Below are 24,163 nucleotides of genomic sequence, written 5' to 3'. Positions count from 1 at the left end.
TTACTTTTTGATTGGGATGCTGATTATAAATTCGGTGCCTTTGCCTTCTTTGGTTTCCACTTTCAATTCGCCACCGTGGGCTTTTACGATGTCATAGCTTAAGCTCAAGCCCAAACCGGTGCCTTGGCCTGTTGGTTTTGTGGTAAAAAAGGGCTGGAATATTTTGTCCATTATTTTTTTTGGGATTCCGGGGCCATTGTCCTTAACTGAAATCATAAGCCAAGCCCCCCTGCCCCCCGAAGGGGGGTTCTTTTTCGTGCTGATCCATACTGTTGGTTTGTGGGGTTGGGATTGGTTTTTGAACCCCCCTTCGGGGGGCAGGGGGGCTGCATAAAACGCATTCGTAATCAAATTCAAAACAACCCGCCCAATATCCTGTGGTACGATTTCAATTTTACCGATGGAATTGTCGTAATCCGTTTCCAACGTGGCATTGAAACTTTTGTCCTTTGCACGAAGCCCGTGATAGGCGAGGCGAAGATATTCGTCAACCAAAACATTGATGTCTGTAGCCTCTCTTTCGCCTGTGTTTTTTCGGCTGTGCTGCAGCATTCCCTTTACGATGCCATCTGCGCGCTTGCCGTGGTGGTTTATTTTTTCTAGATTCTGAATAACATCGCTTGCAATTTCCCTTACATCTTCCAGGTTGCCGGCATCCAATTCTTCCTGCATTTCCTCCAAAAGTTCCCTGCTCACTTCGGAAAAATTATTGACGAAATTCAGCGGGTTTTGGATTTCGTGTGCGATTCCCGCGGTCAATTCGCCCAGGGAAGCCATTTTTTCCGATTGGATCAATTGGGCTTGCGTAGCTTTCAGTTCTTCCAACGATTTGCTCAACGCATCGTTTGTTTCCTCAATGGATTTTCGTTTTTGCTCCAGTTCCTCAATGGTCTCTTCCAGCAGGATGGCGGTGGTGCGCTTTACCTTCTCGGTGCGTTCCAATTTAAACTCCGAAATGGTCAGCGCGCGGTCTGCCTCCTTTGCAGCTTTTGTTAGGGCTGTTTTTTCTTCTTCCGAAAGATGTTCGGACTGCTGGATAAAATCGAGGATGGTCTGTAGGTTTTGGTTCATATTAATTCCCCGCGCAGGCGGAAATCTTGTTTTGTTGTTATTTTATTTATGATTTTCATTGAGGTTTTTATCTTTTTTAAAGTTACTAAGTTACTGGTTATTGAGTTATTTAACCCCTCCGTCCGCCGCGGCGGACACTTCCCCTTGAATCCCGATAGCAATCGGGAGGGAGGAACCTACTTATTCTCCCCCTTCGGGGAGCTAGAGGGGGCCTTTTCCTTTAGTGCCACCACACAACAGGCGTTGTTATGAAATTCATTAGTGCCGATTTTTCCTGCCTGTACGGCAGACAGGGATTTTCCATATTCGCCGTAGGTGAAAAAGCCGACCAAAGGGGCGTTCCATATATTTTTTACCTGTTCTATCTCTTCTTTCATCAAAGCTCCAAACGACAAATGTCTGCTCACGCACGAAAACATAATCAGGGCGTCGGCTTGTTGCTGGGCGTTGTCCTTAATGCTCTCACATTCTGAAACGACTGTTTCGATAGCATCAAAATCCGGGGGCAGGGAAAACTTGATTTTTGCCCCTTGGGGCACCCCGCCGGTACAGATAAGCGAGCGGTCCTCGCTATTGGCAAAACGGGTAGCACGTATCACGGTATCGCCATTGTCGCGTTCTACCTGCAAGGGGTAATACCAGGAATTCAGGAATGGTGCTATGTTTTTGTTGTCTTCCTGCTTTATCTCCACGCCCAGGTATTTCATTAACATATCCAAAGCCGGTTTGTCGTCTATGGTATAAACAATATTGCCTTCGCTTTTGGTAACCGTTTTTGAAGTGCCAATAGCCTTCCAGCCACAACTTGCAATTCCCCTAACATCAATTTTGTCGGCGTCAATGATGAGGGACAGTAAGGCGTTGTCCTTACTTTTCCCGTTGGTAAAAACAAGTGGTTTTTCGGCTACCAGATCGTCTCCCGCCATTCCTCCGAAAATAGTTACTTCGCCGTTAGAATTGGCAGGTTTTCCAAAACCTTCAATAATGCCATCAATGATTTGTTCCCCGTCGATAAATATTCCTCCAGTGGCTATAATAAACGCCGGATTGGGAAAGGTTTTCTTTCCAATGGCGCCCAAATTTTTGGCATCCTGAAAGGTCGTTTCCAAGGTAGTTTCAAGAAATTCAATTTTGAAATACGCCTGGGGCATATCCATCATCATCACTGTGATGCTTCCTTCCTCGATGTCGCCGTCTATAAATTCACCCGCGGTTGTTGCGCCGAAGATGGCAATATTGGCATCTTCAAATAGTTTGCATACCGCCTCCCGATCCTGTTTTATGGACAGAAAGATAATGGCCAAGGTAGGTTTGAAGCCCTGCCCGTCCGTCCGGCAGGCGTCCGCTATGCTATGCTGAAACGCTTTTTTGATTTCCTCGGTGGAATTTGCTTTTATGGTCTTTGCTTGCATTGGGTTCGTTCTTAAATTGAAAATAATTTGCGTATTTCGATATTTATAAATTTTTTAAACATTTTAGATATCAGAGTTATTGAGTTATTAAGTCGCTAAGAACTGTTCGCTAAAAAACTCAATAACTCAATAACTCAGTAACCATTGTATTTTTCCTTTAAGGCCACTACGCAGCAGGTATTGTTATGGAACTCATGCTTCCCGGTTTTCGATTTTCCGAATTCGCCATAAGTGAAGAAGCCTACCATGGGGGCATCCCAGACCTGCTTTACCTGACTTATTTCTTCGCTCATTAAGATGCCGAAGGACAAATGTCTGCTGATACATGAAAACATGATGAGCGCATCAGCCTCTTGTTGATGCTCCTGCTTTAACTCGTTGCATTCTTCTATAACCGTTTCAATGGCATCAAAATCCGGTGGAAGTGAAAACTTGACCTTGGAGCCTTGTGGCACGTTGCCGGCGCAGATGAGCGAGCGGTCTTCCCGGTTTGCGAGCATTGCGGTGCGCATTACTGGGGCCACGCCTTCACGTTCCATTTGCAATGGGTAATACGCGCCGATTTGGGTAACTATTTCATTTCCCGTACTAAAATTATAATCTACCCCAAGGTATTTTATTATCATATCCAAAGCAGGTTTATCATCAATGGTGTAAACGATATTCCCTTTGCTTTTGGTAATGGTTTTGGTAGTGCCAATGGCTTTCCACCCACAGGTTGCAATGCCATTTATTTCAATCTTATCTTCGTCAATAATGAGTGCCAAAAGTCCTTTGTCGCTACTCTTGTCTTTTGTAAAAACCATCGGGCCACTGAGGGAAAGGTCGTCGCCGGCCATCCCACCGAAAATCGTCACCCCGTCCTTCGACGGGGCAGGCATGCCAAAACCTGCCGTAATACCTTCTACGATATTTTCACCTTCTTCGGTCAACCATCCTGTGACGATGAGAAATGCAGGGTTTTTAAAGGTATTTTTGCCTTCTGCGCCCAGTTGCTTCGCATTTTCAAAAGTGGACTTTTCACCGGTTTCAAAGAATTTTAGTGTGAAATAATCTGGATTTATATCGAGCAACATTACGGTTATGCTTCCTTCTTCAATGTCGCCATCAATGAATTCTCCCGAAGTGGTGGCGCCAAAGATGGCAATTTTTGGATCTTCAAATATTTTGCAGACGGTCTCCCAGTCCTGTTTTATGGACAGGAAAACGATGGCCAAGGTGGGTTTGAAGTTATCCGATATGCTTTCAGAGAAAGCTGATTTTATAGCTTCAATGGAATGTCCTTTTATGGTTTTTGCTTGCATTGGGTTTGGTCTTAAATTGAAAATAGTTTGCTTATTTCCATATATGTAAATTATTTAAACATTTTAGATATATGAGTTATTAAGTTATTGGTTATTAAGTTACTAAGAACTGTTCGCCAAAAAAACTCAATAACTCAATAACTCAATAACTCAGTAACTCAATAACCATTTCACTTTTCCTTCAAAGCCACACAACAAGTGGTCAGGTTGTGCATTTCCAGATTTCCGCCCGTTGCTCTTCCCAGTTCCGCATTGCTGAACATTCCGGCCATGGGGACGTTCCAGACATTCTTGATGCCTTCAAGCTCGTCGGCCATTAAAGGGCCAAGCGATAAGATTCTGCCCGCACAACTGAACACCACCAAAGCGTCTGCTTCCGGCATTTTTGTCGCTTTTAGATTCGCTACCCCTTTTACCACTTTGTCCATCACGTCAAAATCCGGGGGAAGGGAAAACCGTACTTTTGAGCCTTCTGGCACCGAACCGCTGGTGTAATAGGAACGGTCTTCCCAATCTACCACCAGGCCGGGCCGCATTACCGGATCGCCTTTTTCACGCTGCAGTTGCAAGGGGAAATTTGCGGCAATCTCAATGAGGAGATTATTGTTTTGTGGACTTGCATTTTCAATGCCGCCATATTTTGCGGTAAGATCCAATACGGGCATATTATCTACGGTATAAACGTGGTTGCCCTCGCTCTTGGTAACCGTTTTTACGGTGCCCACGGCTTTCCAGCCACAAGTGGCGATACCTTGCACTTCAACCTTTTCCTCATCCAGGGCGAGGCACACCATGGCATTGCCGCTGTCCTTTCCATTGGTAAAAACATAGGTTTCGGTAAAGGCGTAGTCGTCGCCGGCGGCACCGCCAAAGGCATTTACCTCTGGGCCGGCAACCTCCTCGATACCGCGGAGGATTTCTTCGCCATCGGCCGCGGCATTGCTGATGCCAATTAAAAAAGCTGGCTCTTTAAAGCTTGCTTTTGCCTTTTGGGCAATTCCCCTGGCAACCTCACGATAATTTTCATTGGGATATTCTTCAAAATAAAGTTGAAAATATTCTTTGTCCATATCGAGTAGTAAAATGGCTGCCGATGCTTTCTCAGAAACTTCATCTATAAATTCGCCATTGGTGGTGCAGCCAAACACGCTAATGCTCCTTTCGTCCAATAGTTTGCAAATGGCCATTCTGTCCAGGCTTTTTGAAATAAAACAGATTGCCAGGGTAGGCTTGAAACCGTTTTCTGTGGCTTTCTCCAGCGCCGCCTTGATTTCTGCGACTGATTTTCCTTTGATGGATTTTGCGTTCATTATGCTAATTTTTATAGGTCATAAACCATGACGTTGTAGGCCAATGGCACTGATCCGTGTTTTTTTTTAAATTGGGGATGTGTTTTATGGGGAGTATGCTAAAGTTAAGAAATTATGCCTTAAGAAGTTAACTTTTTTGGACAAAGACATTTTAAAACTGTCCGAGACGCTTGAAATTGTTACCGAAGCATTTTATTTTGATTAAAGGGCATCAGGAAATTTATACGAACCTTTCTCAAGGTTTAATCCTCTGTCTTCAATTTGTCCAGCAATTCTTGGGTTTTTATTTTTTGTTTATTCAGATACCTATAATGAAGAATTGCCAATTGATATCTGAAATTTATCGCATTAATCATTAAAAGTTGTTTCTCGGGAATTTGCAAATTCGACCGAGTAATGGCTTCTAAATTAGCTTCATTTAGGCTCACGATATCAGTTGAAATTTCGGCAGGTATATCAGATAAGAGATCTTGAAACATTTTTCTTTTATAAAGGTCGGTCGATTGAATCTCAGTCAATTTTAGCATTTCGGGAACAAATACAGCATCGGTAAAAAGATTGTTGTTTTTATTGATAACTTTTTCAATACGTTCCATTTCTTGGTAATATTTTATCAACTCGTTTTTAAAGCCATCATTACTAATAATATCGATATTGCCCGACGATAGCAGTTCAATATAAGTTGGGTTGTTTTTTACAAAAGTTATACGTGCGCTTAATTTGCCAATGCTGGCTGTAAAGGTACTGTCCACCTTAAATTCGTGATGTGCTTTATAGTAAATAATAATCGGTTTCGCAGCTTTGTTAATTTCAAATTCGAAACCCATTTGTTGCTCGATGGATTTGAACTGTTCTTTCAAATCGCGTTGAATATTTGATAGATACACAGATTCCTTATGACGTTCAATACGGTTGGAATTCCAGTTGTTGATGCTCAAGGCAATTAAAATACCGATGACCACAAGGATTATTTCGCCAATGGCATATTTAAGATATTTTGAAGTCTTGCCCTCAGCGAGAAGGTTTCTTCGAATGTTTCTAAAGAGTTTTATCATACCACTTTCTTTTTTAGAAATTTAATAGCGAAAAAAATAAGCGTTAATGAACCTATAAATATTCCCGTACCAATCATTTCATTTGCTGAAAGACTTGATAAAAAGTATAGAATTATAGCAATTGCTATTATGGGAACTGCCCAACCTCCTGGAATTTTAAATCCGCCGGAATATTCTTTTTTAGAATTACGCAGCTTCATTACAGATAGTGCTACGCCTAAATAAAGAATGAGCATAGAACTACTGGCAATGACTGCCAATTGCTCAAAACTGCCGGAAACAGCCAGCATAAAGCCAATGGTTGCATAAATAATAATGGCTATGTATGGCGTAGCATAAGATTTGTGAATTTTGGAAAGTGCTTTTATCGGGATTACATTATCTCTTGAAAGTGCGTAAACAATCCTTGGACTGTTAAGGATAGTGCCGCTCATGTACCCAAACATAGATATAACGGCGCCAATAATTAAAAGTAAATATCCAAAATTGCCAAAAACTACTTTAGCGGTTTCTGCGAGTGGAGCCGCTGTAAAATTTGGTAAAGCATCCCCTAAAACACCTTGTGAAACGGTTTGAATCAAGATATAAACAACCGCAACAGTTGTAATACTTATTAAGATAGCCCTCGGAATTGTTCGTTTTGGGTTGACAACTTCCCCGCCAACAATAATTCCCGTTTCACAACCCTGAAAAGCAAAAAATAAAATAAGCGAGGTTTCACCCAATGTTTTGAGACTTGGCATATTTTGAAAATACAGATTGCTTACCGATACATCTTTAAAGCCAATAGTAATTAGTAAAAGCAATGGTATTAGCTTTACAATTGCATTGAATTTCACCAAGCCTATGCCTTGCTTTAACCCAATTACATTGACGTAAACCAAACCATAAAAAAGAATAAATAAAAACAAAAAACGGGGCCATCCGGTTTCAAATATTGGGTATGCTGAAGCGACTACATTTACTAACGCATTTGAAACTGCGGCATCTGCAAACAAGTTGCTTCCAACGGCAAAAAAACCAGCTACAAAGCCAGCGTAATTTCCAAAAGCGGTTTCTATGTAGGTGTAAGGCCCCCCGGTGTTTGTAACTTTACTTCCAGCTTCGGCAAAGCAAAGCATTACCATTGCCATTAAAAGTCCGCAAAACAGATACGCAATGATGCTGGATGCTCCCATATAACTGGCTACAATTGCAGGCAGCACAAAAATACCGGACCCGATGATGATGTTGACGATATTAGCCGATAAGCCAAATACGCCAACCCTTCTTTTTAAACCTTCCTCTTTTTGAATCATTTGTTGTTGGTTAATTGAATTTTTCACCACAAAGGCACAGAGCGCACAGAGATTTCTTCGTGTTCTCTGTGTCTCTGTGGTGCTAATTTATTTTTTTCATTCGCATTTAAAACCCGAAACAAATTCCCGCAATGGATTTTCTTTTTTGAAATCAATCTTTTAATACCGGTGGCGCCACGACCGTTTGTTTCAAAATAACAAAGCTATCCACGGTAACCCGGTGTTTCTTAAAGTTTATAAGTTGAATAAGGATTATCATAATCACGGGCATAGCGGCTATAATTAGAAAGACGATTTCCCAAGTAAAATTTGTTTTCAAGACCCCAAGCATTGCAGCTCCGGCAGCGCGCCCCATATTTGAAAGCGCCATATAAAGGGTGAATTGGGTCGCGGCAACGGTTTTCCAGCAAAGGTGCATGGCCGATGCGAACACCGCAATACACAAAAACGTATATAGCGTGTAATAGGAAAGGATAAAGGCGTATACAATTAAATTATTTCCCCATAGATTGGACAGGGATGCAAATACGGCTATAAGTAGGGTCAAGAAAAATAAATACAATGAAAGCATTTTGATTTTTCCAAAATAGTCCACCAAATAGCCCCCGATGAACATGCCCAAAAAACCTCCAATTACCGTTGTAATGGAAAATACATTTGAAAAATACGAATTTGTCCACCCCAATTCCTGAATGCTGAAAATAGGCAGCAGCGTATCAATAAGTCCGAACATTAAACCCACGGCAAAAACCCCGAGGCCAAACACCAAGCTCGATTTTAACCGAAGAACCTTGTAAAGGCATTTAAAAATGTGTTTCCAGCTTCGCAATTGAGTCTGCTTTGAATCTGGGGAAATTTCACCGGCTGTCCAGGGCATTGTCTTTTCGCCGGGCCGTTCCTTAAAGTAAATCGGGAAAAGCATAATGGTTGCCACCGCAATGGAAAGGGAAGAGATGGCCGTTGGGAAACCAAACGTATTGATAAGCCAAGTGCCGATAAGCAACGAGGCCGAAATGCCAATGGTTTTCGCCCCCCACATAAGGCCATTGGCCCGGGCCTGTTCGTTCTCGGGAATCACATCCACGGCCATCCCATCGGTTGCCACGTCCTGAAATGCGCCGAAAAAACTGATGAAAAAACCCGCAACCATTAAGGCGGAGAGATTGTTCAATGGATCTGGAATCAACCCGATACATAAAAAACTTATAATTAAACCAAGCTGCCCAAAAATGACCCACGGTCTTTTTCTGCCCATTGCAAGCAAGGTAAAACGATCGATCAAAGGCGCAATCACAATTTTAAAGCTCCACGGAATTCCAATCACCCCTACATAAGCTGCGATTTCCATGGCCGACTTGCCGTTCATGGCCAACCAGGCGGGAATCGCAAAAAAGGTAATGCCTTCGGGAATTCCCTGGGCAATATAAAGTGCCGAAAAGGTAATATACCTGGTTAAGGCATTATCGGTCAAGATCCTGCCCAATCTTTTTTTTCTGATAGTAGTTTCTTTTGCCATGATTTTAGGTTTTAAGGGGAGGATTAAAATCCTCCTTTTTTATTGGTGACATGGGGAAACTGCCTTTTCTTCTATAATTAATCTGTGCTTCTTGTCTAAAATGAATTTGCTAAAAATTATATTGTGGTTACCTTATTTGTAGGTGTTTATTCGGAATTTGTCATTAAACCTACAAGGTCTGAAAAAGACCTTGCAGGTTGGGTTTTCGGCTTGCTCCGTTTTAGTTGAAAATTTAGTTTTCCATCGCCTCGGCCACTTTCTCGGTATCCAAAAACTGCTGAAATGCGACAACCTTTCCATCCTTGAGTGTCCAAAGATGTGCAACTTGGGCGTTATAGGTCTTTCCGGTTTTCTTTACTTTGGCATCATAACGAAGCGTTGCCAGCACTTGGTTATTGTCCATACCGTGAAGCTGGATATCTTCTAATCTGAAATATTCGTGCTCCTCTCCAAGTCTTTTGAAAACACCATTTAATACCGCATCTGGGCCAATGTATGGATTGCCATCTGCGAGGGAATTGCTTTCGGCTTCATTCCAAACTATTTTTGGGTCCATGCCGGCGAGGACGGTTGGAATATCGCCAACCGCAAAGGCTTTGTACATATTGTCAACTACGCTTAAGTTGTTGGGATCAGAAACCAGACCCAACTGCTGCATCATCATGTTCGGGTCCATAAAATCCTGCTCCTGCACAATGCGGCCGTCCTTCATTTTGGCGATGGTAACACCTTCGATATTTACTACATTTCCCGTAGGTGGAATTCCGAAGAAATTGCCAGTATGTTTTCCTGTAAAACTCCAATGTTTTGCGATATTGTTGCCTTGGCCAAAAATGTCCTTCACAGTAAATTTTATATTGGAAAATCCGGTCAGGAAATTTTGGTAATAATCCCGAAACGCTGCGATGCCTTCAAGATTTCCCGTATTGTTGAGCTGCACGACATTTGGGTCGAAGTTTTTATCGTTGATAAGCTCAATCTGACCTTTGTTAACAATATCGCTCCAAACCTGTTCGTACATTTTCAGGTCTTTTTCAATGTTGCTTTTTTGGGCGAATACTGTTGAAATGCTCAAGAAAGCGATGGCTAAAAGTAATTTTGATGTTTTCATATTTGTTTGTTTTATGACTTACTATATAATTTTTTTTGGGTTCCATTCCCGGAGGCTCTATCTCGCTTCCTTTTGGAATTTAGAATTTGAAATTTTAATAGCTCACGAAAATGCCCCGAGGTAATTTATTTATTGTTTCATTTCAACCCGAATAAGCTTGATGGTTTCTGTTTTACTCAGGTTTTCGGCTTGATGCGGCGCTTCGGCATTCTTGAATATGGTCAGCGGATACGTTGGTTGTTCGGGGAATTTTCGGGAATCGAGGATCACATTGCCTTGGGCGTCATAATCCACAAAATCTCCCGCACTCATTATATAAAGCGTGCTTGGCCATTGATGATGGTGCAGCGGTTCTTTTTGCCCGGTAAAAGTGTTACCTCCAAAACCCTCACCTTGTCGTTTTCCAATAAAATTTTATGGTTTTTTGGGGCGGCTACTACTGCGTCCAGCGCTGCGGGCCAATCGGCAGGATTTCCGGTATTATAGGCAAAAGTTGAAGCATCCAATTTTTGTTGGCCAAATGAAGCTGCCGTTATTGCAAAGACAGCAATGATTAACAGGTAATTTCTAAGTGTTTTCATAATATGTTTTTTAGTATTCGTAAATCTATTTTTTGTATACTTCCATCTCAATCTCAATCATAAATTCCGGTAGTGCCAATTCCTTCACACCAAGCCATGAGCCTGTGGGGAAATGGTTTTTATAAATCTCTGCTCTATAGGCCGCCACTTCCAAAAACTTGGGCATGTTGGTGGTAAATATGTTTTCCTTTACCACATCGTCATAAGTGCAGCCGTAGTGGCTTAGAATTTTTTCAATATCGGCATAGCAGTTTTTCATCTGCTGTTCCAAATCGCCCACAGCGGTTGGGTTGCCTTCATCGTCCATACTTACGGCTCCGGAAATTTTTATGTCGTTGCCAATTTTTACGGCATGCGAGTAGCCATAGGCTTTTTCAACTTCGGGACGCAGCAGGAAATAGTCTGGGGTTTCATTAGCAACAACGGTTTCGGTGGGTTCCGATTTTTCAACGTTTGTTTCCGTTTTGGTTTTCTCGTTGCAGCTCGATATTGAAATTGTCGCAACCAAAGCAATTGCTATTGTTGTGAATTTTATTGTCTTCATATTTATACAATTTAATGTTTACGTTAATATTATTATTTATAAGCAATCGCAGCGCTCGCTGGTCCTGCCAAAGGCATCAATTCAGTAGATGAAAAACCTACTTTTTTTGCCCATTTTGTAAAATCGTCAAAGGTGTAGTCGAATCCGTCACCAGTTTCAATGAGCATGTTCAGGCTCATCATCAATCCAAAAACGTTTTGTTTTCTATCATTGTCAATAACATTTTCAATGGCGATAAAAGCACCTCCTTTTGGCAGCGCATCATAAGCGATTTGCATCAGTTTTATTTTTGTGTCTTCGTCCCAATCGTGCAATATATTCCCCATGGTTACGATATCCGCTTTTGGCAATCCATTCTTGAAAAAATCACCGCTCAAAACTTTCACACGATCTTCTAACTGGAATTTTTGAACAGTTTCCTTCGCCATAGTTTCCAAGGAAGGCAAGTCGAACGTGGTACAGCTTATATGTGGATTATTCTTCGCGACCATCGCAGAAAGTACGGCTGCCGAGCCCCCTGCATCTACCAAAGTTTTGTAGTTTGAAAAATCAAACTTTTGCGCCAAAGCCATAAAATTCCCCATCTGAACACCTGTCATTCCATTCACGAAGTTTTTTAATAAGTTGGGATTGTCATAAATCACATTGAAAATGCCCTCGCCTCCATCCTTGGCTTCATTCTGAATCAAGCCTGTTTTTAAACCGTCCTCTAGATTTCCCCAAAATTCCCACAGTCTTTCGTTCATCATTTCAAGGATCCCGCCTATATAAGAAGGTTTGGTTTTATCCAAAAACACATCGGTATCTAAAGTGTTTGAGTAGCTGGCAGTTTCCAAAAGCCCTTCTCGTTTCAAAAATCCAAATGCGGTCAGACAGTCCAAAAAGTCGTAAGTGTTTCTGTCTGTGCATTTCAAACCCAATAAAGTTTTGAGGTTCTTGGCAGACTGGTTTGGTTGCTTTGCAAGATGTGTAAAGAGTTCGAAGTTTACTGCTGTCAAAAGTATTTTTGATGCCCAAAACCCTGATCCCATTTGAAGGATCGCCGCTGGTGTTGGTTGTGCTTGTGTTTCCATTTTAATGATATTATATGTGATTTTTATAGTAAATAATGCTTCAAAATTGTGCGGCTTATTTCTCCTTTATAGTTTCCATATTTTTCTTTTTAACCCACTTTAAACCCAAATACAAAATAGTGGCAACCCCTAAAAATACCGCGATACTTATGGCCTCGTTTACTTTTAAATGAAACATAAAGAACAAGCAGATTGCAATAGATAAAAGCGGTACTATTGATCCTCCGGGAATGGTAAATCCTTTGGCTTTTAGTTCTGGTTTTTTTCTGAATTTAAGTACAGCAAGTGAAACGGTTGCATAACTCAAAAGTGCTCCGACAACTGATAATACTGCTAGTATTCTAAAGCCGCCAAGAACAGCAAAGAGAAACCCGAGTGTGGAAAAGGTTAAAATGGAAGTATAGGGTGTGGCGTATTTTTTATGTATTTTTTGAAATGCTTTTACGGGCAATATTCCATCGCGGGAAACCGCAAACAAACTTCTCGGTGTATTTAAGGTCTGGCCACTTATGTTTCCCATCATAGAAATGGCCGTTCCAAGCATGATAAAAGTAAACCCAATGGGGCCAAAAACTACTTGTCCTACCATTGCAAGCGGAGTAGCCATATCGGGAGAAAGCTGACTCCCCAAAACGCCTTGGGCAACGGTTTGAATGGCGATATAAAAGAGTATTAAAAAAGCCATACTTATAATAACCGCTCGCGGTATCGTACGTTCGGGGTGTTTAATTTCACCGCCAACCATAAGACCAGTAGGGCCACCAGTATAAGCAAAAAACAAAATTAGGGAGGCATCTCCTATTTGCTGAAAACTGGGTGTGGCAGTCCATTTTAAATTTTCAATGTCAACATAATTTAAACCAAATATTACGAGCAAAATCAACGGAAGGAGTTTGGCTACAGTATTGAATTTTACAAGGCCAATTCCTTGTTTTACGCCTAAAACATTAATGACTGCAAAGCCGAAAAAGAGCAATACAAAGAACCCTATTTTGATAGTATAAGAATGGAACAAAGGAAAAACAACTGCTAACACATCAACCAGAGCGTTAGCCACGGCGGCTGTTGCGCAGATTCTCGCGACAAAACCTACCAAAAATATCAAAAACCCGGGATATTTACCAAAAGCGGTTTCTACATAGGTATAATCCCCACCAGAGTTGGTTATTTTGCTTCCCATTTCTGCAAAACACAGCATAATAAGTATTACCAGAATACCGCAGAATATATAAGCAATTATAGATGCCGGCCCTAAAATTCCCGCTACAATGGCAGGCAATACAAAAATACCGGAGCCTATGATTATGTTAATCATATTGGCTGAAAGTCCCCATAAACCTATTTCTCTTTTTAAGCCTTCGTCTTGTGTTTTCATTTTTTTGTTGTTTTCATCTTCTCCCGATGGCTATCGGGATCGATTTCGATTTCAACTTTAATCTGCTACACCATATTTAATCTGCCGGCTATATTCTTCAGCATCAAAACTGCCTTTCGATTCTTTTATCAAACCGTTTTCGTCCAACTGCCAAAGTTCAAAACCGCTTATGTTTACTTTTTTTCCGGTGCCGTTGGGGCCTGTGTTGGTCCCGGTCAATGTCCAATGGAACTCTGTTCCCTTTGGAGTTTTGACCAATTTGTCAAAAGCGACAACCATATCGTCAGGGAAGGTTTCCATAAAGGCCTCGGCAGATTTTGCAATGTCCGTTCTTCCAACTGAAGGCGTACTATTGTTTATGTTTAGCGAGCCATCTTCGGCATAAAACAACGCCACAAAATCTGGGTTTTGGCTGCACCAGGCCTGTGCGTAACTTTTGGCGAAGACGATTGGGTCGTAAATTCTTTCAGTTTCCGGAATACGGGTTGAGGTGAACGAAATATTGATAAACTTCCAAGCCCCGTTTTTCTTTAGCAATGTGAAATAATCAATGTTGTGCAAAAGTGGAACTCCGAAAGCATGTAAAACGGCATCGGCTTTTACGAATGCCAATTGCCCTTCGCTCACATGTATTGTGTATTCTTTTACGGGTTCAAAATATGGCCGGTTGGTTCTGATTTTTCCCGCTTCAAAATAGTCGCGCATCAATATGGTTTCAGTAGTCCATTTGCCGTCCCTTAATCTTTTGGTTGCGAGACTTGCATTGTCGGACATCATTTTTTCCATTTTGTCGAGCTGGTAGTTTCCTGCTACGATTAGAAATTGTTCGATTGATGCCTTTACGTCTGCTTCGTCTTTGGCATAAACTTTTTCTGAAGTAGTTAGATGCTTTTGACTACCCATTTTATCCAAGTTTTTGTGGTTTTTTATTTCCGAAGAAACCATTCCTGTAATTGCAGATTCGGCACTCCCATGCGGGTCTGCGCCTTGGGCGTTCATTGCGAAACCCACAAATAACAAAAACAGGATTTGCATTATAATTTTCATTATTTCTTAATTTTCATTTACAACTTCGATGATTATATCTACAAGGAGCCACGCTTAAGGGCGGGGAATATTTTGCAGGAAATTCATCTTTTCACGGGGTTACCAGGATCATCTTCAGTTTCAGTTTCGATTTCGATTTCGATTTCAGTAAATAATATTCTCCAGAATTCTTCCCAGATTGCTTTCGGCCATCGGGACCTTGCGGTCTGCGGCAAAGAGTTGCTGGATTTCATTTTTCAGCTCGCACAGTTCAAGTTCAGAGTATTGGTGCCGTTCCAGTGCGTCCTGTATTTTTTCAAGGCTTTCATCTTCGTCATCATTCTGAAATTCCCGGTACATTTTTTCGAACATTTCTTCAGAAGTTTTCTTCTTTATCAGGGCTATTTCTTCCTCGGTTTCCAAATTATCTGCTTTGGCACAGAGCATTAGAATGTATGTTTTCAGCTCTGCTTTGCTCCATTGGGTTTCGTAAGTTTTCATACTATTGTTTTTTACAATTTCTTAGCGTACTCTGCGCCTCTGCGGTGGGTACATTTTACCGCGAAGGCGCAAAGGGCGCAAAGTTTTGTTAGTTTCTATCAGCGGCTTTTACGTCGCCACTAATGCCACTTAATTCCGGAACATACATCCAGATTTCGGTTTCGCCACCGTCAGTTACGTTCATCCAGTCGTTTAAAAAAGTAGCCCAACTGCCTTTGCCGTGCACGGTTTCATATTTTTGGACAAAACCTCTATCTTGGCCTAACCAAGCAGATTTATCAAAAAATGAGATTACCGCTAAGTCGCGTCCTTCCTTGGTGCTTGGAAATTCATTTATATAAATGCCAAACGTATCATCGGGGCTTTTTTCGGCATATACTTTATGTACTTTTTCAACCAATTTTTTGGCATCTTCCATCTTACCTCTTTTAATGTTCCAGTAATCAACTTCCATATTCTTAATGGTAAAGTCTTTTGGGAATCTTGAAAGTTCGGCCTCAAAGCGCCAATAGCTTTGCGCGCCACTTTCTGCTGTTGTGTATGGAGCTACATTTGTGTTCCAATCGGCATCATGGCCTTCTTTTTGGGCAGGTCTGTTGTCCAAAGAGCTCCAAGGAAATGGTCCCATACTCCAATGATAGCTACCGGTGTTGGGTCCATTCATTATCCAGTAAACCCTTACCCCGTAAGGTCCCTCGCCATGGTATTTCTTGTTGTGTGCCGCCAACCCTTTTTCAAACTGGCTTATTTGCGCAGGGTTGGGGGTTAAGTTTGCGGTTTCGAATACGGCGTATTCGGTACTGTTTTGCGATAGTGCCAAAAAGGGTACTAAAAGCATTGTAAAAATTAATTTTCTCATGATTTTTAATTTGTGTTTCCACAATAGGCGGAAACGGGTTAAAATTGAATTGTTTTGCTTTATAACTGGGGAGTTTTTTTTTTGACTTATGACTAAAGGACTTAAGACATAGGACGGGTTAGTTTAGTCTTAATTTTCATCTTTAATTATGCAACAGATATCCATTGAGATTTTTTCAGGTTTCAATTTCAAAAGAATTTACCCCGGTCCTAAAAAGTGTCTAAAAACAATTAGTCAGTTATTCCCCTTTAGGGGTCAGGGGTCTTTCTATTTCGTTTAATCTTAATCCAACAATTTCGGGTTGTAATAGGCGGTTTCACTGGTTATCTTACCATCCTCATTAAAATACATTTGGTAGTGGATGGGGACCGTGATTGCTTTTTTGTCCGATTTGCGTATAAAGTTGATGTTCCACCAGGACTGCACTACGTGGGCATCACCCATTTCGTAATGTAAATAATCGGGATAGCCCACCACATCAATACTGGCCACGTCAAATTTGTCCAGTATCTGTTTGTCTATGGCTTTCTGCTCTGCCAGCGAAATGCTCTTGAAATCGGGCGAACTGGAATCGACAAACCGGGCGTCTTTATCATAAAAACTGTATGCCTTGTCCCAGTCGTTGTTCTCGATGGCGTACATCATCTTCCTGACTGTATTTATAAAATCGTGGTGGTTGTAGATGGTGCCGTTTTTCCTGTCGGAAAAACTGGAGCGTATTTCATCAATTACCCCGTCGTTTTTGTATATGATGAGCCTGCTTATTTTATTGTTTTTGGTAAGGGTATAAAGCCGGTGCGAAGCGGCATCAATCTTCACGCCGGTGGTTTTGTGGACGCCCTTTATTAAATCCCAGGTCTGTACCCACACATCGCCATCCGGATTGTCCTTTTTATACTCAATGGCATCTGGGTAGGAGCCGGGAAATGTCTCAATGGCATAGTAGTCCAAATTATCGTGGTAAAGCATTTGGTTGTCCAGAAAGGCTTCCTTGTCCATTCCCTTGTCGTTGGCATTGTCTGAAGTACCGTTATAGGCCTTGAAGTCGTCGGTCAGGTAACTCGCCATTTTGGCTCTGTCGCCCGCAGCTGATGCTTTGGTAAAATCATTTACTACGTCAATTGCCGGATGCTCAATATAGACCGTTCCGTTCTTTTTCTGTGCTGTGGCAATGAAAGCTATGAGTAGCATTGCCGATAGAATTGTTGTTTTCATTTTTATGTATTTATTTGGTTAATATTCGGTTTTATATTGTTGGTTTATAGCTCATTAAGGGGTTTTCATAAATAACTCAATAACTCAATAACTTTTTTCTTTTTACTATTTTGAATAACTGTTTAAAGTCTCTTGAACAGGTCTGAATTTCACGCCCAGATCGTTCATTGCCAGTTGGTTCTGGTAAATTATATTTCCTTTGTTTTTCGGTTCTTTATGGTTCAGCATTAAGCTCATATCGCTCACTGGGTAACTTTCGCTGCTCAGCAAATAGTTTTTGCCGTGTAGGCCGGAAATTGTTGCGGCTTTAAAAATGGCTTCCGCTACATCGTTTACATCTACTACGGCCATTTCGGCATTGGTGTCATAAAGCATTTGCACAAATGGATTGGGGGCAATTTTGTTCTTAAAGAGAAACTGCATTCCAGTGGAAGTAGAATCTTCCCTATTTGACAGAGATTTCCCCATAACCCCAACTGGCGATACCGATGTAATTTCAAAGGAAAGATTTGGGTTTTTCTTTATAAAGTTTTCCACCGTTTGGTTGGCCATAAACTTGGCCTGTGCATACGGATGGCTTTCGACGCTTATGTATTTTTTATCGGTTTCATCAAAGGTGTCTGTGGCGGTCTTTCCGTATGATGGCAGTGGAAAATTGGTATTCCAGGCCGCGACGGAAGCTATCAACACAACCTTTTCAATAGAAGGGGTCTCACTTACGGCTTCCAAAAAATTCTCGGTTCCTTTAATGGTTGGGTCAAAAAGTTCTGTCTGTGGATCTTTAACATCTAACTGAAAAGGCGTGCCGCCGTGGATTACAATTTCGCAATCGCTGATGAAACCTTTCAACGTTTCCAAATCTTCCACTTTCAGTGCACTAATGTTGAGGTTGTCCGAGTTTTCAAAATTGAAGAGGTGTTGGTACTTTTCGCTCTTTTTGATGTCGGTAACAGATACTTTTACATTGTATCCTTCTTCCAGAAATTTCTTGGTGGTGTAACTTCCTATAAAGCCAGAGCCTCCTATGATACCTACTGTTTTCATAATTTTGGTTTTAAATTAGACCTAACGGGTTAACTACATCCTCACTTGTAATGCCCGTTAGGCCTGGGTAATTACTGTTCGCCCGCTGCTTCAGTGGTAGTGGAGCCGTCCATTTCACTTGCTTCGGCAGAACTTTTATCGGCCTCTTGCAGGGCCTGCATATCCAGCATTATTTTGGATAGGTCCCAATAGCCAAATTCCTTTACGATTTTGCCATCTACGAATTGGGCCGTAATGTGTGTAGGAATGGTATATGTCTTGTTGGTGGCTGCAAGTGTGCCTTTCCAAAGGCCCCAGAAGTTTACATAGGTTTTTCCTTTGTCGGTTACTACCATTTCATATTCAGATTCATTGTCTATATATTTCCAGTCTGAAAAGACAGTTGCGTCTTCTTTGTGCATTGCCATTAGTTGGGCCGGTGTTTTTCCATCCTCTTCAACTACATTGTACATTATCTTTGCAGTATCTGCGTAGTGGCTTGCCAATGCTTCCCAATCTCGGTTTTCATACGCTGCAATACCTTCTTTTAATGAATTTATTTCAGGCGATTGTTGGGTGTAGCGCTTTTCCTGTTGTTGGCAAGCTGCCATTGAAAGGACTATTGCAAGTCCTAAAAAGAGTAGTTTTTTCATTGGTTTAAATATTTGAATTGGTTAGTTATATTTTATTTTGGTTGCATTCAGAATTGAGTTTCAGTATTTTTTTGAGAATACTTTTTTATTGGTTCAAGTCTGAAGTATTTTTTAATAATTCCAGAAAACCCCAAAAGAAGTACTGTTTTCATAGTTGAAAGATTTTATTCTGAAATATATGCCGTGGGGAGTGCATCTAAATAACTGACAATCAATAAATTTTAAAAGTGATTTAGGACGAACAGGGTCAATTTCTGTCCGAAGGGATACTTTTATTTACTGAACGAAAATAAAACCGAGACGAAATAGAAAGCGAAATTGACCTTGACGCTATTGTCATGATGGTTTAAATTGTGGCATTTAAGCCATCGTTGGTATTGCTTGCGACTTTACCTGAAAGTGCATCCAGTCATAATTTTTTTCCCTTCCCAAAGACTCGAAGCCGTGCTTGTAAAAAATATCGATCATGGGTTGATACTCGGGTCTCGCGAATTTTGCGGTTGACGAGTTTGCCCGCAAAGGATTGTTTTCGGGATCAAGATCTACCGCAACGCCCCAGCTGTGGCGCGACCAGTCGGAACCTCCACGCATCTGTCTGTAGTTGAAACATCCCCCAAATAGGTCGAGGCCAAGCTCCTTAATTCTTTCCATTCCGTAATGGGCAAGAATGTCGTTGAATATATTGGTAAGCTGGTCGGCCACGTTTACATGGCAGCGCATGCGGTTTACGGTTACCCGCTTGTCCCACGCCAAGCGCATGGGGTAGGGCAGTTTGATAGTCACTAAATATGAACCCTCCTGGTTGGGAGCCCCATATACCTTTTTTAATTCTGTAGTTGAAATCATAACATCAAGTTTTATTGGTTTACCCCAAAGTACTTTAATGAAACACTTGAAAACAAGGCAGTTAGGACGAAGGGAGCAAAATTATGTCCGAAGGGTAGTGTTTTGTTGCCGAAGGGAGAAAAATGACGATTTGACTCACGATGTTTGGACTCACGATGGTTTATCTGAATATAAATTTTTATTCCATTTGAGATAATCCAAAGTCGTGATTCAAACCCTCGTGTTTCAAAAAGTCTAAGATTTAGATTGTTTGCAACCTTTTGAGAAGTTCCGCCCGCATGGCCTTGCTCATCGGGATTGCTTTTTTTGAAATGACCACGTGCGTGCCCGCCACTTCGTCAATTTGGGAAAGATTGATTATATAGGAACGGTGTATTCTAAGGAAATGGTTCTGCGGAAGTTTTTCGTCAATATCCTTCAGCGTCATTACCAAAAGATATTCCCTGCCTTGTGAAAAAATGCGGCAATAATTACGGTCGGCTTCAATATAGTATATGTCCTTAATATCTATTTTCAGCATCTTTTCGTTGTGGCGCACAAAAATGCGGTCGTTCAATATAAAATCTGTGGTGTTGCCATTGGCTACTGTTTCATTACCATTGCCATTGCTATTGCCATTGCCATTTCCATTTTCAGAAGATTTTTTCAATTCAATTCTATCAGCGGTCAGCTCAATGGCGCGTTGCAGGTCCAGTTTTTTGAAGGGTTTTGATATAAAGGCATACGGATGGGTTTCCTTGGCGCGGTTAAAGTGGGCCTCATCTGCATTTGCGGTAAGGTAGATGATGGGGATGTTGTATTGCTTTTGGATTTCGTGGGCGGTTTCTATACCGTCCAGTTCGCCTTTTAACCGAATGTCCAATAAAATGATGTCCGGCTGGTCTATTTTTATATGTGAAAGCGCTTCCTCGCCGCGGGGCAAAATTCCTATTACTTCATAGCCCAGTTCGCTCAATTGCAGCGAAATGTTTGCCGCAATTACCATTTCGTCCTCAATGATCAGTATTTTTATCGCTTTCCCCATTAAGCTATTTTGAAATTTTTAAAGTTGAAAAATACTGCGGTGCCGTTTTTAGAGTCTTCGGAAATAGTGCCGTTCAATTGTTGGGTCAATAGCTGGATTAATTGTGTGCCGAAGCCCGTGCCTTTTGGCTTTAAACCTTCCGTTTTGCCGACGCCGTTGTCTGAAACCTCCAGTAAAAGATCGTTGTCCTTTTGCGTAAGACTAATATTTATTTGCCCTTTTACGCCTTCGGGGAAAGCGTATTTCAGGGCATTTGTAAGCAATTCATTTACAATTAATCCTATTGGTACTGCAGTGTCCACATCTAAGTTAAGGTCATCCATAGCGCATTCTATCTTCACCTTTTCCTCGGCATTGAAAGTGTCCAAAACGCCTTCGCTTAAATTCATAAAATAATCCTTCATTTCAATGCTGCCCAAGTTTTCGCCCTGATACAATTTCTGGTGGATAATGCCCATGCTCTGCACCCGGTTCTGGCTGGCGAGCATGGCTTCTTTGCTGGCGCCGTCCTCCAGTTTTGCCGATTGTAGCGCGATGAGGCTTTTCACCATTTCCAGATTGTTTTTTACGCGGTGGTGAATTTCTTTCAGCAGCAATTCATTCTGTTTGTTTTTGGCGTCCAATTCAATATTAACGGCGGCCAAAGCTTTTCGTTTTTTGCGGATGTTCTTCAGCGTAAAATACATTCCGAAGAGAATTACGCCAAGCAAGCCCGCAATGCCAATGTAGAGCCATTGGGTCTTTCGCTGTTGCGCAATTTTTGCCTGTTGGCTCATAATTTCCAAATCCTTTTGCGCCGTTTCATATTTTACCTGCAGCTCGCTGTCCTTCCGCGCTATGATGGTGTTGAGGTATTCCGTATGGCCCTGTTCGTATAGTTCGTGGTATTCTAGCGCGTTTTTGTAATCACCCAATTCACTGTAAATGTTGGAAACATGCATATAGTTTTCCCAAAGGTTTTTGGTGTTGCCGATGCGTTTCATAATCTCGATTGCCTTTAGATTATAGGGCAGGGCCTCGGCATATTTTCCTTGCAAAATATAAACGTGGCCAATATTTGCGGTGGGCGGCATCATATAGCGGGTAAATCCTATTTTTTCGGCACCTTCATAACAGCGGTTGTAATCTGCAATGGCTTCGTCATAGCGTTCCATGTATTTGTAGATATTGCCACGACCGTTATAGCAGGCCAAAAGCGGTGGGCCGGTTTCGCCAATTTTCTTATAAAGATTGAGGGCGGTGTTCATACTTTTTAGGCTTTCATCCAGATTTCCCAGAAACAATTGGTTTTCCGCCAGTCGCCGGTACGAGAGGGCCAAATCTTCCTCATACCCGTTTTTCTCTTGTATTTCGATTGCTTTTTTGCAGTATTCCGCCCCTTCGGCATAACTGTCTGAATAATAAAGTAGGTCGCAAATTTTTGTGTAGCATTGCCCAATTCCGCGCTGGTCGCCTGTTTTTTCGTAGAGCGCCAATGCTTTGTAAACGGCTTCGGAACCTTTGTCGTATTCGGCCGTGCCGCTGTAATTCATAACCAACAGGAGATAGGTGTCTGCCAGCTGTTTTGTCATTTTCTGTTTATCGTAAACCGAAATGGCCTTTTTCAAATAAACGATGGAAGAATCCAGCACGGTATGGTCCTCGTGCCACTTAGCCAAGTCTATATACGCCGCGCCAAGGGTTTCAAAATCCTTGTTTTTTTGGGAAAGCCGAATGGTTTTCTTGAAATCTTTGTACTGCTGAAGGGTGTCTTCAACGATTGGAATTATTTCTGAAGCGGAAGTCTGTAGCGTGTCTTCTTGTGTTTGGGAAGGAGTTTGGGGAAGACTGCTCCACGAAACGCACGCTAATACTGCCAAGAGTAATAGTCGTTTCATTTTGGTTTTGATTGGTTGTTTGTTGATTTTAAATGTACGATTATTTTTTTGGAAATGGAAAAGGCCCTAAAAAAAATCATTTTAAGAATTAAACCCAAACTATCCTAAAATCAATATTTTACAGTGTTTGGAACCACCCGGCTCTTTTCATTCAATAAAAAACTTCCCTTCGGAAAAAAAATGTCCAAAGGGAAGTTTGCAACACGGGCAAAATAGAATTAGCGCTTAGCCTGCATTTGCTGGAGGAGTACTTAATTTGGCCAGAATAAAGGCGCTAATGGCCATCACGATGTCGCGTACGGCAACATCGGGGTGGTGCCATGTAAAAATGAGGCTTAGCGCGATAAGCAGCAGCCAGAGCGAAACGATATAGGCGCCTATCTGGGTGCGGATGGCTACGATTATACCTGCCACAATCTCGATTATCCCAACTATTTTCATAAACGTTTCGCCGCTAAAGGGAAGCATTTCCAAAGTAGCGGGGGCCAGATAGGTATCCCATTGCACTAAAATGTTGAAGAATTTGTCCAAGCCCGCAACTATGGGCACGATGATGAACACCGCTTTTAGGAGGTTCTGGATTTTGTTGATTTCCGAAGTTTTTGTTACTGTTGTCATGATTAAATGAATTTTTTGGTTCTATAGGTTTGATGCCATGGATGGGTCGCGGTTACAAAATTTGTAACTTTAGGCAGCTTATGGCATCAAAAGGAAAAGAACATAGTATGAAAGCACACCATCTCGAATCATTTACCTTGACCAAATTGCCCGATTCCATTATTGTGGAAAGGGTTTTGCAAGGGGAAAAGGGACTTTTTGAAATTTTATTGCGACGGTATAACCAGCGGCTTTTCAGGGTCGTGCGAAGTTATATCCACTCGGAAGACGACACAAAGGACATTATGCAGGATGCCTATGTTAAGGCCTATACCAAGTTGGAACAATTCAACAATGAAGCCTCATTTTCTACCTGGCTCATTCGGATTGCCATAAATGAAGCCTTGCAGCAAATACGAAAGAACAAAAGACAAACCACTAATTACGGAAAAACGGAACGCTTAGACAACGTTTTCCATTTGCCAGATACAAACCAGATGAACCCAGAAAAGCAAACCATAAAGACCGAGACCCGAACCTTGGTGGAACAAGCAGTTGACCAACTCCCTGAAAAATACCGAGTGGTTTTTATGCTCCATCAAGTGGAAGGGTTGTCCAATTTAGAGATTGCCGACTGCCTTAAATTGACGGATAGCAACGTGAAAGTCCGTCTGCATCGGGCCAAAAATTTATTGAAGGAAGAGCTCTTCAAAACTACCCACGATGCTTCCATTTTTGAGTTTGGCAACCATAAGTGTGATGCGGTGGTGGAAAATGTTATGAAACGTATTTGACCATTTTGGCTTTCACGCAGAAAATTAGCCGTACCTTCGCCGCTTATTAAAACCGTCTTCTTAGTTTTAATGGTTCTTAAAAAGACCGAATTCTAAAA

Annotated in this window: 24 protein-coding genes; 1 reads left to right on the top strand and 23 read right to left on the bottom strand. The window is 41.6% G+C overall.

Translation table 11 applies throughout. The annotated features are described in order from the left end of the window. The 23 genes from POV26_RS00600 to POV26_RS00490 all read right to left on the bottom strand — a co-directional run bounded on the left by POV26_RS00600 (window position 1) and on the right by POV26_RS00490 (window position 23,292). Window positions 1–1,071 carry a sensor histidine kinase gene (locus POV26_RS00600; protein WP_272854556.1) on the bottom strand — a complete coding sequence of 357 codons (1,071 nt, stop codon included), beginning with the start codon at window positions 1,069–1,071 and terminating at the stop codon, window positions 1–3. A 176-nt stretch (window positions 1,072–1,247) separates the two neighbouring features. After that, on the bottom strand, window positions 1,248–2,483 hold the full coding sequence (locus POV26_RS00595) for an FIST signal transduction protein (RefSeq protein ID WP_272854555.1): 1,236 nt from the start codon (window positions 2,481–2,483) through the stop codon (window positions 1,248–1,250). Window positions 2,484–2,617: 134 nt separating this feature from the next. Further along, complete coding sequence (locus POV26_RS00590) at window positions 2,618–3,787, bottom strand: FIST signal transduction protein (RefSeq protein WP_272854554.1); 1,170 nt, start codon at window positions 3,785–3,787, stop codon at window positions 2,618–2,620. Between the two features lie 170 nt (window positions 3,788–3,957). Continuing rightward, window positions 3,958–5,097 carry an FIST signal transduction protein gene (locus POV26_RS00585; protein WP_272854553.1) on the bottom strand — a complete coding sequence of 380 codons (1,140 nt, stop codon included), beginning with the start codon at window positions 5,095–5,097 and terminating at the stop codon, window positions 3,958–3,960. A gap of 242 nt (window positions 5,098–5,339) precedes the next feature. After that, the gene (locus POV26_RS00580; RefSeq protein ID WP_272854552.1) at window positions 5,340–6,152 is read right to left on the bottom strand and encodes a DUF6090 family protein; all 813 of its coding nucleotides are present in this window, start codon (window positions 6,150–6,152) and stop codon (window positions 5,340–5,342) included. Further along, a complete protein-coding gene (locus tag POV26_RS00575) occupies window positions 6,149–7,450 on the bottom strand; it encodes an APC family permease (RefSeq protein ID WP_272854551.1) in 1,302 nt (433 codons plus the stop codon). Before POV26_RS00575 ends, POV26_RS00580 begins: the two co-directional genes overlap by 4 nt. A 151-nt stretch (window positions 7,451–7,601) precedes the next feature. Next, window positions 7,602–8,966, bottom strand: a complete 1,365-nt coding sequence (locus tag POV26_RS00570; protein WP_272854550.1) for an MFS transporter — start codon at window positions 8,964–8,966, stop codon at window positions 7,602–7,604. 232 nt (window positions 8,967–9,198) lie between these two features. Next, the gene (locus POV26_RS00565) at window positions 9,199–10,077 is read right to left on the bottom strand and encodes a nuclear transport factor 2 family protein (RefSeq protein ID WP_272854549.1); all 879 of its coding nucleotides are present in this window, start codon (window positions 10,075–10,077) and stop codon (window positions 9,199–9,201) included. A 129-nt stretch (window positions 10,078–10,206) separates the two neighbouring features. Next, window positions 10,207–10,389: a hypothetical protein gene (locus tag POV26_RS00560; protein WP_272854548.1), complete on the bottom strand. Its 183-nt coding sequence runs from the start codon at window positions 10,387–10,389 to the stop codon at window positions 10,207–10,209. Beyond that, the gene (locus POV26_RS00555; protein WP_272854547.1) at window positions 10,389–10,658 is read right to left on the bottom strand and encodes a hypothetical protein; all 270 of its coding nucleotides are present in this window, start codon (window positions 10,656–10,658) and stop codon (window positions 10,389–10,391) included. The genes POV26_RS00560 and POV26_RS00555 overlap by 1 nt, the downstream gene beginning before the upstream one ends. A 25-nt stretch (window positions 10,659–10,683) precedes the next feature. Further along, complete coding sequence (locus POV26_RS00550) at window positions 10,684–11,202, bottom strand: RidA family protein (RefSeq protein WP_272854546.1); 519 nt, start codon at window positions 11,200–11,202, stop codon at window positions 10,684–10,686. 32 nt (window positions 11,203–11,234) lie between these two features. Continuing rightward, window positions 11,235–12,275, bottom strand: a complete 1,041-nt coding sequence (locus tag POV26_RS00545) for a methyltransferase (RefSeq protein ID WP_272854545.1) — start codon at window positions 12,273–12,275, stop codon at window positions 11,235–11,237. A gap of 55 nt (window positions 12,276–12,330) precedes the next feature. Continuing rightward, window positions 12,331–13,650, bottom strand: coding sequence for an APC family permease (locus tag POV26_RS00540; RefSeq protein WP_272854544.1), 1,320 nt, complete (start codon window positions 13,648–13,650; stop codon window positions 12,331–12,333). Window positions 13,651–13,707: 57 nt separating this feature from the next. Next, the gene (locus tag POV26_RS00535; protein ID WP_272854543.1) at window positions 13,708–14,697 is read right to left on the bottom strand and encodes an ester cyclase; all 990 of its coding nucleotides are present in this window, start codon (window positions 14,695–14,697) and stop codon (window positions 13,708–13,710) included. A 144-nt stretch (window positions 14,698–14,841) separates the two neighbouring features. Then, complete coding sequence (locus POV26_RS00530; protein WP_272854542.1) at window positions 14,842–15,177, bottom strand: hypothetical protein; 336 nt, start codon at window positions 15,175–15,177, stop codon at window positions 14,842–14,844. A gap of 88 nt (window positions 15,178–15,265) precedes the next feature. Then, the gene (locus tag POV26_RS00525) at window positions 15,266–16,036 is read right to left on the bottom strand and encodes a hypothetical protein (protein WP_272854541.1); all 771 of its coding nucleotides are present in this window, start codon (window positions 16,034–16,036) and stop codon (window positions 15,266–15,268) included. 282 nt (window positions 16,037–16,318) lie between these two features. Then, complete coding sequence (locus POV26_RS00520; protein ID WP_272854540.1) at window positions 16,319–17,251, bottom strand: nuclear transport factor 2-like protein; 933 nt, start codon at window positions 17,249–17,251, stop codon at window positions 16,319–16,321. A 105-nt stretch (window positions 17,252–17,356) separates the two neighbouring features. After that, a complete protein-coding gene (locus tag POV26_RS00515) occupies window positions 17,357–18,295 on the bottom strand; it encodes an NAD-dependent epimerase/dehydratase family protein (protein ID WP_272854539.1) in 939 nt (312 codons plus the stop codon). Window positions 18,296–18,366: 71 nt separating this feature from the next. Next, window positions 18,367–18,927 carry an ester cyclase gene (locus POV26_RS00510; protein ID WP_272854538.1) on the bottom strand — a complete coding sequence of 187 codons (561 nt, stop codon included), beginning with the start codon at window positions 18,925–18,927 and terminating at the stop codon, window positions 18,367–18,369. A gap of 360 nt (window positions 18,928–19,287) precedes the next feature. Beyond that, window positions 19,288–19,773: a M15 family metallopeptidase gene (locus POV26_RS00505; protein ID WP_272854537.1), complete on the bottom strand. Its 486-nt coding sequence runs from the start codon at window positions 19,771–19,773 to the stop codon at window positions 19,288–19,290. A 241-nt stretch (window positions 19,774–20,014) separates the two neighbouring features. Then, a complete protein-coding gene (locus POV26_RS00500) occupies window positions 20,015–20,797 on the bottom strand; it encodes a LytR/AlgR family response regulator transcription factor (protein ID WP_272854536.1) in 783 nt (260 codons plus the stop codon). Further along, window positions 20,797–22,674, bottom strand: a complete 1,878-nt coding sequence (locus POV26_RS00495; RefSeq protein ID WP_272854535.1) for a tetratricopeptide repeat-containing sensor histidine kinase — start codon at window positions 22,672–22,674, stop codon at window positions 20,797–20,799. The genes POV26_RS00500 and POV26_RS00495 overlap by 1 nt, the downstream gene beginning before the upstream one ends. Before the next feature lie 225 nt (window positions 22,675–22,899). After that, on the bottom strand, window positions 22,900–23,292 hold the full coding sequence (locus tag POV26_RS00490) for a hypothetical protein (RefSeq protein WP_272854534.1): 393 nt from the start codon (window positions 23,290–23,292) through the stop codon (window positions 22,900–22,902). 107 nt (window positions 23,293–23,399) lie between these two features. On the opposite strand from POV26_RS00490, the gene POV26_RS00485 reads away from it, so the two are divergent. Beyond that, entirely contained in the window at window positions 23,400–24,065 is a 666-nt protein-coding gene (locus POV26_RS00485) for an RNA polymerase sigma factor (RefSeq protein ID WP_272854533.1), read from the top strand. The last annotated feature ends 98 nt before the right edge of the window (window positions 24,066–24,163 follow it).

Origin of the sequence: Aequorivita todarodis, from assembly GCF_028561335.1 — a bacterium.
Lineage (GTDB): Bacteria > Bacteroidota > Bacteroidia > Flavobacteriales > Flavobacteriaceae > Aequorivita > Aequorivita todarodis.
The sequence above is the reverse complement of the archived record's forward strand: the minus strand, read 5'-3'. Positions and strand labels throughout refer to the sequence as shown.